16 protein-coding genes and 1 pseudogene are annotated in these 13,011 nt (G+C 62.2%); 2 read left to right on the forward strand and 15 right to left on the reverse strand.

Features of this window, described 5'->3' with window-relative positions:
- Positions 1 to 630: 630 nt before the first annotated feature.
- The 3 genes from AAG689_RS07145 to AAG689_RS07155 are packed head-to-tail and all read right to left on the reverse strand — an operon-like array spanning position 631 to position 2,623.
- On the reverse strand, positions 631 to 822 hold the full coding sequence (locus tag AAG689_RS07145; protein WP_406625349.1) for a hypothetical protein: 192 nt from the start codon (positions 820 to 822) through the stop codon (positions 631 to 633).
- A gap of 24 nt (positions 823 to 846) precedes the next feature.
- Positions 847 to 1,632 (reverse strand): aldolase, encoded by a 786-nt coding sequence (locus AAG689_RS07150; RefSeq protein ID WP_406625350.1) that lies wholly within the window; start codon positions 1,630 to 1,632, stop codon positions 847 to 849.
- 16 nt (positions 1,633 to 1,648) lie between these two features.
- Entirely contained in the window at positions 1,649 to 2,623 is a 975-nt protein-coding gene (locus AAG689_RS07155) for a Bug family tripartite tricarboxylate transporter substrate binding protein (RefSeq protein ID WP_406625351.1), read from the reverse strand.
- Positions 2,624 to 2,752: 129 nt separating this feature from the next.
- On the opposite strand from AAG689_RS07155, the gene AAG689_RS07160 reads away from it, so the two are divergent.
- The gene (locus tag AAG689_RS07160; protein ID WP_406625352.1) at positions 2,753 to 3,661 is read left to right on the forward strand and encodes a LysR family transcriptional regulator; all 909 of its coding nucleotides are present in this window, start codon (positions 2,753 to 2,755) and stop codon (positions 3,659 to 3,661) included.
- Positions 3,662 to 3,794: 133 nt separating this feature from the next.
- Here the strand turns inward: AAG689_RS07160 and AAG689_RS07165 are convergent.
- The 12 genes and pseudogenes from AAG689_RS07165 to AAG689_RS07220 all read right to left on the reverse strand — a co-directional run.
- Positions 3,795 to 4,175, reverse strand: a pseudogene (locus tag AAG689_RS07165) (group II intron maturase-specific domain-containing protein); the annotation flags it as partial.
- Between the two features lie 239 nt (positions 4,176 to 4,414).
- Positions 4,415 to 4,795, reverse strand: coding sequence for a hypothetical protein (locus tag AAG689_RS07170; RefSeq protein WP_406625353.1), 381 nt, complete (start codon positions 4,793 to 4,795; stop codon positions 4,415 to 4,417).
- Between the two features lie 88 nt (positions 4,796 to 4,883).
- The gene (locus AAG689_RS07175; RefSeq protein ID WP_406625354.1) at positions 4,884 to 5,429 is read right to left on the reverse strand and encodes a hypothetical protein; all 546 of its coding nucleotides are present in this window, start codon (positions 5,427 to 5,429) and stop codon (positions 4,884 to 4,886) included.
- A gap of 82 nt (positions 5,430 to 5,511) precedes the next feature.
- Positions 5,512 to 6,180, reverse strand: coding sequence for a hypothetical protein (locus tag AAG689_RS07180; RefSeq protein ID WP_406625355.1), 669 nt, complete (start codon positions 6,178 to 6,180; stop codon positions 5,512 to 5,514).
- Positions 6,177 to 6,599, reverse strand: a complete 423-nt coding sequence (locus AAG689_RS07185; RefSeq protein ID WP_406625356.1) for a DUF6878 family protein — start codon at positions 6,597 to 6,599, stop codon at positions 6,177 to 6,179. The genes AAG689_RS07180 and AAG689_RS07185 overlap by 4 nt, the downstream gene beginning before the upstream one ends.
- A 187-nt stretch (positions 6,600 to 6,786) precedes the next feature.
- Positions 6,787 to 7,119, reverse strand: a complete 333-nt coding sequence (locus AAG689_RS07190; RefSeq protein WP_406625357.1) for a hypothetical protein — start codon at positions 7,117 to 7,119, stop codon at positions 6,787 to 6,789.
- Positions 7,116 to 7,421, reverse strand: a complete 306-nt coding sequence (locus tag AAG689_RS07195; RefSeq protein ID WP_406625358.1) for a hypothetical protein — start codon at positions 7,419 to 7,421, stop codon at positions 7,116 to 7,118. The genes AAG689_RS07190 and AAG689_RS07195 overlap by 4 nt, the downstream gene beginning before the upstream one ends.
- Before the next feature lie 565 nt (positions 7,422 to 7,986).
- Positions 7,987 to 8,529, reverse strand: coding sequence for a hypothetical protein (locus AAG689_RS07200; RefSeq protein WP_406625359.1), 543 nt, complete (start codon positions 8,527 to 8,529; stop codon positions 7,987 to 7,989).
- Positions 8,526 to 9,227: a hypothetical protein gene (locus tag AAG689_RS07205; RefSeq protein ID WP_406625360.1), complete on the reverse strand. Its 702-nt coding sequence runs from the start codon at positions 9,225 to 9,227 to the stop codon at positions 8,526 to 8,528. The genes AAG689_RS07200 and AAG689_RS07205 overlap by 4 nt, the downstream gene beginning before the upstream one ends.
- Before the next feature lie 279 nt (positions 9,228 to 9,506).
- The gene (locus tag AAG689_RS07210; RefSeq protein WP_406625361.1) at positions 9,507 to 9,962 is read right to left on the reverse strand and encodes a hypothetical protein; all 456 of its coding nucleotides are present in this window, start codon (positions 9,960 to 9,962) and stop codon (positions 9,507 to 9,509) included.
- Position 9,963: 1 nt separating this feature from the next.
- Complete coding sequence (locus tag AAG689_RS07215; RefSeq protein WP_406625362.1) at positions 9,964 to 10,248, reverse strand: hypothetical protein; 285 nt, start codon at positions 10,246 to 10,248, stop codon at positions 9,964 to 9,966.
- 262 nt (positions 10,249 to 10,510) lie between these two features.
- Positions 10,511 to 11,896 (reverse strand): sigma-54 interaction domain-containing protein, encoded by a 1,386-nt coding sequence (locus tag AAG689_RS07220; RefSeq protein WP_406625363.1) that lies wholly within the window; start codon positions 11,894 to 11,896, stop codon positions 10,511 to 10,513.
- A 318-nt stretch (positions 11,897 to 12,214) separates the two neighbouring features.
- Here AAG689_RS07220 and AAG689_RS07225 point away from each other — a divergent pair, with 318 nt between their 5' ends.
- The gene (locus tag AAG689_RS07225; RefSeq protein WP_406625364.1) at positions 12,215 to 13,000 is read left to right on the forward strand and encodes an alpha/beta fold hydrolase; all 786 of its coding nucleotides are present in this window, start codon (positions 12,215 to 12,217) and stop codon (positions 12,998 to 13,000) included.
- The last annotated feature ends 11 nt before the right edge of the window (positions 13,001 to 13,011 follow it).

Raw genomic sequence — 13,011 nt, forward strand, 5'->3', positions numbered from 1 at the left:
AGGCTTTTGTGCTGCGGCCACTGCGCCCCTGCTTGTCAACGCCCGTGCCGCTCGATATGACTCCTATAGGACACAAGTGTCTTTGTCGGGGCTTGACCTGCCTTTCGGCCGGTTCGCAAAAGGATTCCTATGCTCCATTCGACCTCTCCGCATATCCTGCCCGGCGATCACGATGTCGCGCCGGCATGGAAGGGCGTCGTGCGCTTCTTGCACATCACTCCCCGCGCCTTCCTTCCTATGGAGTCGTTCGACGAAATCACCCTCGTCGCTGGAAAGGGAATCGTGGGCGACAGATACATGATCGGCCGGGAGGCCGGCTTCTATTCGCACAAGCCGGAGAAAGGACGGCAGATCACCCTGTTCGAGATCAAAACGATGGAGGTGCTGGCCCGGGATGCGATGATCGAGCTTCTGCCACAGGAGCACCGGCGCAACGTCACCGTGCAGGGTGTGCCGTTGATCCACTGTGACCGTGTGCTGAGTCCCGCAGAGCGTGATTTCGTCCGGGGAGGTCGCGTGCCGTTCGGTGCCATGATTCTGCATAGGCCGGCTGCGCCGACCGACAAGCCAGCGCCCGCCTTCGCGGTGATTGTCGCTACGGTATGGCCTGGACTGAGCGGCGCTTTGTGCTTACGCGCTGCTTGGGGCCTGACCTTCCTGCGGGTTGGCCGGCTCCGCAGGCAGCAGCAGAACGACGGATGCGGTGCAGATCGCTATGTCGGCCATGGCCAGAAAAAGGGTCGTAAAGCTCGAAGCCTTGATCATCGGGCCCAGCAGCCACACCGCGAGCGAGCTGATTCCCAGCGAAATGGTCAAACGCATGCCCACCGCGTGTCCCCCTTGCTGTCAATCAATGCAGTGCGGATCGATGGCGAGAGCCTTTCGTGCGTAGTATTCGAACGTCCGTTTGGATCGCTTGGGAGTCAGGATCCAATCCCGGGCTTGCCTGCCCAACTCTGGATCAATAGGCTTGATGGTCCCCGACGCCATTGCCGCGAGCTGAAGTCTCGCGGTCCTCTCGATGTGATGTGCCAGTACATAGGCTTCATCCATGGACGATGTCGCAACCAGCTGACCATGGTGCGCCAAAAGTATCGCCTTTTTATCCCCCAGCGCTTCTGCAATGAGTTCCCCCTCTTCGTTGCCTACAGGAATCCCTGGCCAATGTGGAAGGAACGCGCAGTTGTCATAGAGTACGGCCGAATCCATGCAGGTTACCTCGAGCGGGACTTCGAGCGTTGATAGCGCTACGATGTGAAAGGGGTGGGTGTGCACAATGCAATTCACATTCGGCTTCTGTTTGTATATCCAGATATGGAACCTATTGGCCGCATTGGCCATTCCGTCGCCTTCGAGAACGTTGAGATCATCGTCGATCAGCAACAGATTGCTGGCCGTTGCCTCGTCCATGCCGATGCCGAATCGCTGTGTGTAGTAGGTGTTAGCTTGAGGACCTCGAACGGAAATCTGCCCAGACATGCCAGAGTCGTGTCCCGCGGCGTGAACCATGCGACAGAGCAAAGCAAGACGCTGGCGTAGGGTCCATTGCGGCCCATCCGAAAAATGCTTTTCCATTTGCGCAAGCGCTTTCTCGGCCAGCTCATCCTTGGAAAGCTCGCAGGTGTTCTTCATCGACGTATCCATCTGATCACTCCCCTTTAATTCCATTGGCCTTGATGACCTCGGACCACTTGGCACTTTCTGACTTTATGAATTGCCTGAACTCGGCAGGCGTACTCGCAACCGGAACGGCTCCCTGGTCCGCCAAGCGTTTCACGATCTGCGGATCTTGCAAAACACGCCGAACTTTGAATGCCAGCAGATCAACGATGGTCTTGGGCGTACCTGCGGGCGCGAACAGGCCATACCAGTTCTCGGCTACCACGCCGGGATAACCCAGTTCGGTCAACGTCGGTACATCGGGCAGAAGCGGCGATCGCTGAGCGCCCAAGGTCGCCCAGAGTTTCACCTTTCTCGACTTCACAAAAGGCTGAAACGTGAAATAGGTGTCGATCATGATCGGCACATGCCCAGCGACCAGGTCGGTTACGGCCGGCCCGCCACCTTTGTATGCGATGTGCTGAAGAGGAATGCCGGAAGCGCTTGCTAGCCTCGCACCAGACAGATGGAACACGGTCCCCACGCCCGAACTGGCGATGACTCCTACGGCAGGATCTTTGCGCACCGTCTCGGCGAAATCCGCAAACGAAGATTCGGCGCGGTCGCCAGAAGCCGCCAACACGATCAGCGCGCTGATCATTTGCGTGATCGCTTCGAAGCCTTCGATTGGATCGACGTTCGTTCTGTAGAAGTTCGGCGCGATCACGTGGTTTGCAGGACCAACCAACAAGGTGTAGCCGTCAGCGGCCGACCTGCCAGCATAGTCTGACCCGATCACGCCGCCAGCGCCTGGCCTGTTTTCGATGATGACCGGCTGACCCAGCTCCGTAGAAAGCCGTTGCCCTATCAACCGAGACGTTGTGTCCGCTCCACCGCCAGGCGGAAACGGAACGACAAGGCGTACCGGCTTGGCCGGATATTCCTGCGCTGCTACCCAAGGGGCGAAGCCGCTTCCAAAAATTAAGAAACAGGCTGTCAAATAAAGTGACGCTTTCTTCGGCATAAAACCTCCCCTTATGGAGTTCTAGTTGTCACGGTTGATTTGCGTTATGGTGTACTCGGGACGGTAGATCCACAATCTGGAAATTTCTTTCAAGGCCATCGGATTTCCCGAAAGCGATAGAAGAGCGCCATGAAACTAGATTTGCAGGACCTTAAGCTGGTTGCCGCGATAGCACAGTCGGGCAGCATCACCGCGGGCGCTGCCGCCAGTCATTTGGCGACCGCCTCAGCAAGCGAGCGGCTCAAGGTTCTTGAGACCAGCCTTGGAGCCGCCATGTTTCATCGGGAACCGCGGGGGGTCACTCTGACAGCAGCCGGCTCTGTGCTCGTCCGCCATGCGCATGCATTGCTAGCTCAGGTCGACGTGCTGCAACTCGAGCTATCGCATCTAAAACAGGGGCTTCAGGGGGAGGTTCGCGTCGTGACGAACTTCGTGGCCAGGGCTCGCTTGCTAGATACGGCATTGATTGCCTTTCTGAAAACCAATCCACGCATCAATGTCGTGTTGGAGGAGGCGTCGAGTGCCGATGCTTTGAAGATGATCCAACAAGGAAAGGCTGATCTAGGCGTAGCGGCACTGAGCGATGCGCACGCTGACCTTGCATGCCGTCAAATGTTCATCGACCAGCTGGTCGCCGTGACGACACGAACTCATTTAGTCACCACACGAAAGGAAGTGCAGTTCGCAGAGCTGCTGAACTACGACTTTCTGCCATTCAGCGCCAGCTCTGCATTGCAAAGCTATTTAGACTCGAAAGCTTTGGAGCTTGGCCGTGACCTTAAAGGCAGGATTGCTGTAAATAACCTTTCGACCCTTTGCCGAATGGTGGAAGCTGGTGTCGGGGTCGGTGTTGCTCCCTACAGCCTGGTGGCTTCCTTGCGCCGTACATTAGCCATCGCACTTACGCCAATCCAGGAGACCTGGAGCAGGCGCAGAATCGGCATCTTCTGGAAACCAGACATGCCTCGCGACTGTTCAGCCTATCGCTTAATCGACTGCCTGTCAGACGTCATGCTGCCGGACGATCGCTCATCGTAAATATTGATGGTGCTCTAGATCGACTAGCACTTAGCTTGGCACGGCTTCGTCTGCTCGTGCTTGTTCGGGCGACTGCGGATGGGAGCGAAAAACCCCTACCACCTTGCGGCGGTAGGGGCGAACATTACGCGGCTTAGCGTCCCGCGTCGGTGTCGGTGCGGCTGGTGCCGACCTCGTCCTTGTCGAGCTCCAACTGCTTGAGCAGTTCGCGCTGGCGCACCAGCAGTTCGGTGAGCTTGCGCTTATGCTCGAACGGCCGGGCCAACTCCAGCTGCAGATCCTCCCGCCGCCGCTGGTCTTGCGCATGCAACGCGACGCGGCGCTCGACCGCCTCGATCGTCATCGGCAGGTTGCCATCCGGGAACACTGCCCCGGTGTCGTAGGTGAACATCCAGCGTCGGCCATCGATGATCCGGTAGTACTTGTCGTACACCCAGGGCGATGACTTCTTCGGATGCCTGCGCTTGGCCCATTGCCACACTGTCGTCCACACCAAGTGGTCCAGCTTCTGGAAGGTGTCCTTTACGGGTTGAGAAACGGTCCGCCAGGTGGCGGCGCAAGACGGTGCAGCGGAGCTGCGCTGAGCGGGTAACGACCGCTACGCCCGAGCGGACTCGGGATCGCCGGATGGCGAGTGCGGGCCAAGGCCCGGAATGCAGGGCCAGTCTGCCCGAACCAGCGAAGTCCGTGCCGCGGAGATCATGTTCCGCCCGCGCAAAGGTCCACCCTGGCGGGCGATTTGCGGTGGCGACGTCAGAGCCTGCCCCCGCGCTGCAGGAACAAGGGCCGGCCCAGATCCCAGCCCAGATCGCCGGACGCCAGCACGGAGATGCGGTGCGGCGCTATGGCCTCAAGGCTGGAAACCTCGTATCCGGCATCTTGGTGCAGGGCAAGCCCGCGCACGTCGACGCACAGTAGCGCAGCCTCGCCGGGGTGGGGCCACGCCTCTCCGTAGAGCCAGTGGCTGTCGTGCATGGCCGTCCAGGACGGGAACATGAAGACCGCCGCCACGGTTTCAATCTGAGCTGAAAGCGGCCCGATCCTGGGCTGCAGCCCCTCGCGCAGGATGCCGGCAACAAAGATGGCGGCCGTCACATGCAGGCAGGCAGACAGGTGCGTATAAACAGGGTTCATCGCAAAGACCTCTCGAATGAAAGATTCGGTATCGGAAAAAGAAGCACCGATCCGAGGCAGCGGACCGGTGTGGATCAGGCGATCAGCGTCAGACTGACGGTGCCTGTTGCGAAACCGGATCGAATTCCGGCAGGAGCGCCGCAAGGAGGGTGGCGCCGCCGATGCATTCCCGCTCCAGCAAGGGCGCGATGCGCGCACGCTCCAGGTGCAGCGCCAGGTCATCGTTGCTCGCAGGATCGGACGCCAGCGCTTCGTAGAGGTTGTAGCTGTCGTCATCGAGCATCGACTCGACGTGAGCCTGTGCCATGTCGCCATCCCACTCACCGCCAGGGAACGCTTCCCTGGGTAGCGGAACCGATGGCAATCGTTCGGCCGCCTCGGCCCGCAGGGACATCGTGCGGTAGTACCCGCCGCTGTCGTCGTACTCGTACGACACCGTGATGCACAGGCGGAACTCGGCCAGCCACGGATGCATGCGGAACGCCCGGGCGAGGAGGAGCGCGGCATGGCCGCGCCACATCCGCCCACGCTCGGCCTTCACCGCGCGGTAGCGCTGTTCCATGCTCTCGCATAGCGCGTTGGGATGGATGTGGCCGTCCTGGTGCAGCAGATAGTCAGCTTCGGTATCAGCCATGCCGCCTCCTTTGCACCAGCCGGTGGTTCCCCTCGGAAAACACGATCGCGTCCTGATGCGTGTGCTGGAGCAGGGACAGCCATCAGGGCGGTGTATCGCAGATCGCGTGCTGGTCGCCCATGCCGTCATTGGCGCTGACGTGCACCTCCAGGCAACGCTCGCACGCCAGCATCTCGGTCACAAGCGCGCGCTCCAGGCATCGGCTGTGATGCGCCACGATGTTCAGATGTGACAGGTCGAGCGCATACGGCACCCCGGACTCAAACACGGCGCGGTACTCTTGCCAATTCGACACCAGCCAGGTATCGCCTCGTGACGGGTAGTGACCCTCGACACCCACGGGGCAGCCAAACAGGTCGGCGCAGCGCCGAGTGTTGTCGAGCATATCCAGAAGGCTCGATTCCGCGCGCCGTCCCGCATGCGCGGTGTAGGCCGGCGCCCGCAAATGCCGGCTCACACGGGCAGCCCGTGCGAACCAGTCCGCATGCCGATCGAAGCCGCTGAGGTCGGAGATGCGACGCTTATCCAGCACATGCACGTTCGCGTGTAACCGGAAGCGGGTGCCAGGGTGGGCCGTGAGCAAGGCGTCGGCGAGGTCTTCGTCCAGGCGGCCGAGGTTTTGCGGCACCAACTGGACGTGGTCGGTACGCAGTAAGCCGAATAGCGGTTCGGTCGGCGGCTGATGCAACCGTGCGGCTGCCGCTTCATGGCGCAGGCCCGGCCAGCAGCCGAGAGAGACGCGGGCCTTCATAGGACGGTCACCGTGCTTTCCGAATCGGTGAAGTATGCGTGGTGCTGGACGATCACCTGCGCGTCCTGCACGTCGAAAATCACCTCGCCGGAAGCGCCGTCGCCATCTTCCCAGCCACCGTGCAATTCTTCGACCAGCGCCATCGCCAGGTCGGTGAGCGCATCGTCCAGGCGGTGCTCGGCCTCGATGAGGTGCTGGCGCCACTGGCCATCCACGTAGTTGTCGGCAAACTGCCGCAACAACAGGCAGGGCATGGGCTCCAGCGCCGTCCCATCGGGCCGCTCGAAGGAGACGCCCTCGGGACCACCGGAATCTCCCGTACCGCAGTAGCTGACGGTGGCGCGGTGCAGACCGGCCGCCGCCAGAAGCTCGAACAGCGCCGAGCGGGTCTCGGCGCGCAGATGTTCATGGGAAGGCAAGCTACCTTCCTGGACTGTCACATCGTTCATGTGCTTACTCTCTGGTGAAAGAGGGCACACGCGCCCCAAGGGACATGTGCCCCTCGGGTCATGAAAAGGCTCACCGGTGGACGGCGGGCCGCTGTGGTGGCGCCGCGGTATCGCGACGCCTTGGTGGGCCGCTGGCGAACCGCCAGTGGATCCTGTGTTACCCGGCGTACAACACCGTCGGTGGCCGGTCGGCGTGGTGTTCGACGAGCCGGTTGCCGGCATTGAAACACTGATCCAAGTAAACCTGCTCGATCATGCTGGCGGGTACCTCGATGCCGAGGGCGGCGAGCTTGTCGGTGACGGTGTTGATGTCCGTCCAATCCAACCTGAGTTCAAGCAAGCTATCGTAGATGAGCGGGTGTTCCTCGCTGGGCATTTCGCTGTCGCCGCGGACGACGTACAGGAATAGCCTGCCCAGGGGATGGTCGTAGCCGGCGACCACGATCGCTGGTTGACCCTCGTGTTGCAGTCGGGCGATGTGGCGGCTCATGAGGGCTCCTTGTCGTCGAAGACTGGGACGCCGTCCACGGCGAGCGCGTCGCAGTCGAAATTGATCCATACGATGCCGGCGCGCCGGGCGATGGCGATGAGGGCGGCCAGTTCGGTCTCCTGCGGCGTGTGTTCTCCCCTCGGATCGACGTAGACGAAACCGCCGTAGTCGTTCGGATAGGCAGTGACGGACAATCCGTCGTCGGCCAGCCGCTGGCGTGTCGAGGGACGCAGGTGGGCGATCGAGATCGCCACCAACGGTTCCATGTGCGATTGCAGGGATGGGTCAGGGGGACGTTCCATGGCGTGCTCCTTGGGGTCTCGTGCGCTGAGGGACGTCGACGGTATGGCTGGGTGTGGTGGAATTCGATGCCGCATTGGCGGCAGCGGAACCAGGTGCTCGCGCCCAGCGATCCGAGCAGGATGCCTTCGCCCTGGCAGACAGGGCAGGCAGGTGTGGAGGTATCGGGTATGCCTACCTCCCGTCAGCGCGGGCGGGCCAGCATGTGGCCACGAATGGGGGATTTCATGGGGTTCTCCTTGCATGGAAGCAGGGAGCACCGGCCCCCAGCGGGAACCGATGTTCCCGGCGGGACAGGCGCGCGGTGCGCGCGATGGACAGTGGGCAGGTAACGCCTGCGGCGCCCGGCAGGAGCCGGGGAGCTTCCCGATGGAAGCGAAGACAGATCCATTGTGCACCGTCGGCGCGGGTTTGCTGCGACGGCACGGTCCCTCGCCCGTGCAAGCGCCGAGTTCGGACGGGCCTTGTGTGTGGCGTGCGACCGACCGCGCCTGACGGCACCGACACGGGTTGAGTTGCTGGCCTGCCCACGGGTGTGAGGCGGGCTCGTACGGGACGATCCGATGTTCAGGAGGCGCGCAGGCCGTACACCTCGAACCAGCTCCAGGCATGCAGGGTGCCGGCATACCTTTCGACCAGCTCGAAGTAGGCCCCCAGATGCTCGGCCGGCACATCGTCGAGCACGGCGCAGGTGGTGCCGTACCGCTGTTCCTCGCGCGGCTTCAGGCCGCGCTCGCACAACTCGGCCACCGCGGGATGGTCGCGTGGGACGCGCAGCCGGGGGCTCCAGCGGCCCTCCCGTGCCGTGTCCTTCGTGTCGTCAAGCAGGCGGCGGATGCGGCGGATGTAACTCTCAGGCGTGCAATCACGTCCGTGTGGCTTGAGGTCCCCGCCTTCGCAGGTGCCGGCAAAGTACACTGCTTGCTTCATCACCTGTGCGCGGGTGCCAGCCATGCAGGCTTCCCACGAGCGTGCCCGGCGGCCGCTATTCGCTTCGTACAGGTTGTTGTCGCCGCCTTCGACGGCGACGATGAAACGGTCCTCGGACAGCCCGAGCGGCAGACCTGCCACGCGGAACGCCACCCACTGGTATTCGATGCGGTAGCTCATGCTGCGTTCTCCTCGAACAGTGCGGGTTGGCGGCTGGCATCGGGCAGGATGCTAGGCCCGGTTCCTCTAATAGGCAGCAGGGATGCCGAGACACGGCCTTCGGCGTCGCGGCGGTCCATGACCATGGCTTGGCCGTAGAACGCGTCGCGGGCGGCCTGGAGCTCGCGCAGGTCCAGCGCGAGTTCGAATCCCGATGCGCCGCTTGCCGTGGGGCCGAGCACGAAGCGCGCCTCGTAGGTGGCTTCCAAGTCGTGGAAGTCCTTGAATGGCGAGCTGCTCCAGACGCGTGAGGCGAGCCGGGCGGGGGCGAGGGCAGCGCCCAGCGTGATCACGATCTTCAGCCCGTGCTGCGTGGCCAGTTCCTCTGGCGCGAGCGCGCACTGCATGGCGGTGCGCCACAGACCCAGGTAGGACTCGGGCGTGACGATGCGCTGCCGCACCCGCAGGGTGCCGTCCACCGTGCGCATCGCGCGGTCGCCGCACAGGTGGTCGATGAGCCGGTAGGCCGGAAGGTAGGGTAGTCCGGCGCTTCCGGTGTCCAGGATGGAAGGGATGGCGGCGTGCCCGTCGCCATCCCATACGATCGCCACGAAATGCGGGCTCTCATAGAACGTGGCGTCCAAGGGAAGCGCGACGACCGCACGGGCGAGTTCGTTCAAGGGCGGCTTGACGGCCGCCGGTGTGTTCTCTATCGACATGATGGAATCTCCGAAGATTGATTGGCCAGGATGCGACCGCGGGGCAGGGCGTGCTGTGCGGAATCGGGGCCGCTGTGGGCGGCCCCGAAGACGGGTACTGCCGGATCCAGCGGCTGGCGCCGTCCCCCAGGCTGTCCTGGCACGCGGCAGGCGCAGCGTCCGAACGGCGGCGAGGATCGCCGCTTGCTCGATACCGTCGAAGCAGACGGAAGGGGCCGGATGGCGGGATGAAGGCGACGCCTGCCCGCGAAGGGGTGGCATCGCGGCCGGATGGCTGGGCTACGGAGCATCGCTCACGGGCTGCTCCGTGGCGATGCGCGCGTCGGGCCCGAAGTCGAGCCCGCTGAGCAGGTAGTGCTGGCCCGAGGATTGGGACTTGACCTCGATCGACTGCTGCGTGTGGACGCGCGTGACCTCGCAGGCACCCAGCCGGCGCGTGGCGACCAGATCGCCGGCGCACAGGACGCCCTCGCGGGCGAGTCGGACCAAGCGCAGAGCGCCCGGCGGGATCTCGTCAGGTCGGACCGGCTCGGTGTAGGAGCCAGCGAACCGGCGGCGGCAGATGTGGCGGGCCGACTCGCGCGTCTGCCCATCGACGGTCTCGCCGTAGGTCTTCGCGTAGGCTTCCAGCAGTTCGTCGAGCATGGGTTCGGTGCGCAGATCGGCGCAGGAGTCCAGGCGCTCGATCGTGACCCTGGCCCACAGCGGCAGGTACTGGTACGGGGTTGGTCCCATGTCAGCGTTCCTCCGGTGTGCCCGTCAAGGCCTCGACGGGCTCCGCGCCGAAGCGGGCCAGGAGCCTGTCGATCTGTGGAATGCCGAAGTCCCAGGGCTCGAAGCTGCGGCCGTTGGGGCCAATTCCCTCGGCCCGGACGACGTTCAGCGCTTCGACCTTGGTCTCGCGTAGCCGGTACAGGCCTTCGATCACGAACTGCGCATCGCGGTCGCCGAGCAGTCTTTCGAGATCGACGGCGTCCTGGGCCGGCGCGTCCTGCGCGCCGGTGGTGCTGGGTGATTGCATGGTGTTCTCCAAGAAAACGGGAACACCGCCCCCTGGGGAACGGTGTTCCCGGGGGGATGAGCGAGCGCGGATGCACTCGGTGCGAGGCAGGTAACGCCTGCGGCGCCTGGCCACGGCCAGGAGGGGCTTCCACGATGGAAGCGTCAAGCCCCTCCATGGTAGGTCAGCGGGGCCCAGCGCTGTGAAAGGCTGCTCGCTTGCTCACGAGGACGCCCGGCTTGACAGGACCTTTTCCGTGGTGCTGGAGCTATATCCCCAAGCTTTACTTACGCGATGTGCAGGGGCGAATATCGTTCGTGATTCCATGAGCATCTATCATGCGATACAGGTGCGCTCGACTGATACCCAGCAGTTCCGCCGCCCGGCGCTTGTTCCCTTTGGCCTGCACCAGTGCGGACTGGATCTCCGATCTGGCTAGATGTTGAATGCGTCGCTTCAATGATGAAGCGGCGGCTCCAGAATTTGCTCGATCCACGTAGGTTTCATTTTCAACAAGGAGAAGCTTGCCGGTCACGAGCAGCCGCGTTAGGACATTCTCCAGTTCTCTGACGTTGCCGGGCCACGAATAGTGGGCCAAGCGTTCGCGGTCGCTTGCCGTCAGCTTTGGACGGGGTTTCCCGAGACGGGAGGCAATGCGTTCCAGTAATTGGTCGGCAAGAGGCGTGATGTCGCTCCGTTCACGCAACGCGGGCACATCGACTGTCAGAACGTTCAAACGGTGATACAGGTCTTCGCGGAAGCGGCCTTCTTTGATCTGCTGCGGAAGCGACCGGTTGGTTGCACAAATGACTCTCGCATTGATGGTCACCGGGGCTGTCCCCCCCACTCGGACAATCTCATTGGTCTGCAGTACACGCAGCAGGCTGGCCTGGAGCGACAGCGGCATATCGCCGATTTCGTCCAGGAACAGGACGCCATCCGTTGCCAGCTCGAATTTTCCAGGTTTGCCATGCTGACGGGCACCCGTGAATGCGCCACCGTCGTAGCCAAATAATTCGGCCTCGATCAGTCCGCTGGGGATGGATGCGCAGTTGACCCATACAAAGGGGCCAGTGGAACGGTCTGACAAGGCGTGAACCACATGCGCCGCCAGCTCTTTCCCAGTACCTGTCTCGCCGGAAACGAGCACTGGCAACTCGTACTGCGCAACCAGTTCAAGGGAGGCGCGATAGGCATCCATGCGTTCCCCATGGCCGATGACATCGTTCAACGTGAACCGGGATCGCCACAGCTTGCCACCGTGGGGCAACGAGAGTTCAGTCTTGAAAACGCGCCCGTAAGTTGACTTGAGCAGGCTTACATCCGAAAAAAGCGCAAAACCAACGGCGCCAATGATTTCTCCATTGCGCCGCACCGGCACCTGTTTTGTCACCAGCTTGTGTCCTCGCACTTCCAGCGGGTAGCCGACCTGGGTTTGCTTTCCTTGGGCCACCAAATGCAGTTTTGTGGCCGGGCCGATCACGTCGACGATGTGGCGTCCCACGAACTCCTCGGGACCCCCGCCAAGAACCCGGCAATAGGGTTCATTGATAAGGATGATGATCCCTGTTGTATCCACAACGACCAGGCTATCTGAAACGTGGTCGAGCACCAGTTTCAAAAACTCTGCTTCTTCGAATGGATCGAGAAGCCGTTCTGAAAGTGCCATTGAAGTCCCTTTCTGAGTTGCCGCTGCCAGTCGGGCAACGAATCTAAAGTGTCTCTTATCATAGACCATGCGGTCTCTTAATAGAGACGCTTTCTTGTTGATACGGGCTCCTCATCGCAGTCCGTTTGCGTAGGGGTAAGAGGACTCCCAAATAAAACAACAGGTTATGAATCCATCTCCCTGAATGAACGGTCTTGGCACAGGGTTTGCTTTAAAGGCATGGGCCCGGACATTCGCCAGGCTCAAAGGGACTGCAGAAGAAGCCTTCAGAGGACCTCCAGTCTTTACCAAAACCAAACCAAAGGTGGAGTGAGACAAATGACAAGTATCGAGACGCTGAGTATTGGAGACACCGTGGTCCAGGTGTCGGGCCGGGGAGCACCACTGGTGTTCGTCCATGGCTTCACGACCACAGCCGAGTTCTGGCGCGAGCAGGTCGAGCCGTTCTCGGCCAGCCATCGCGTGATCCGCATCAATCTGCCCGGACACGGCGTTTCGCCTCGACCCGAGGGACGCGCCTACACCATCGAGGCATTCGCCGATGACGTCCTGAAGGTCTACCAGGCCCTGGACATCCAGGATGCCGTGCTTGTCGGCCTGTCGATGGGTGGCGCCATCGCCCAGCAATTCGCACTCACCCACCCCAACAGTGTGCGCGCGCTGGTGCTGGTCGACACCACCCCGCACGGACTGGGTGAAGACGTCAACGTGGACAACGTGCTCAAGGCGATCGAGGAACTGGGTGTGGTGGCCGCCAGCCAGAACGTCATCGACCGCTCCTTCGGCAGTGCCACGAGCGCGCAACTGCTGGCCTTTGCCAAGGCGCAAGTAGCCCAGACTCCGGCCTTCGTCGCGCGGCAGGCCATCGTCTCGCTCAACGCCACGGACAGCCGCGCACGCCTGGGCGAGATTCAGGTGCCCACGCTGATCCTGGTGGGCAACGAAGACATCATTACGCCGCCGTGCGAATCCGAGGTGCTGGCAAAGGGCATCCCCAACAGTCGGCTGGAGATCATTGCTGACGCGGGGCATTTTCCGATGCTGGAGCAGCCCCAGGCCTTCAACCGTGTGCTGGCCGACTTCCTGGCTCAGCCGACCATCTGATCGGAGGCCGC

Origin of the sequence: Acidovorax sp. SDU_ACID1 (genome assembly GCF_045291395.1) — a bacterium.
Taxonomy (GTDB): Bacteria; Pseudomonadota; Gammaproteobacteria; order Burkholderiales; family Burkholderiaceae_C; genus MR-S7.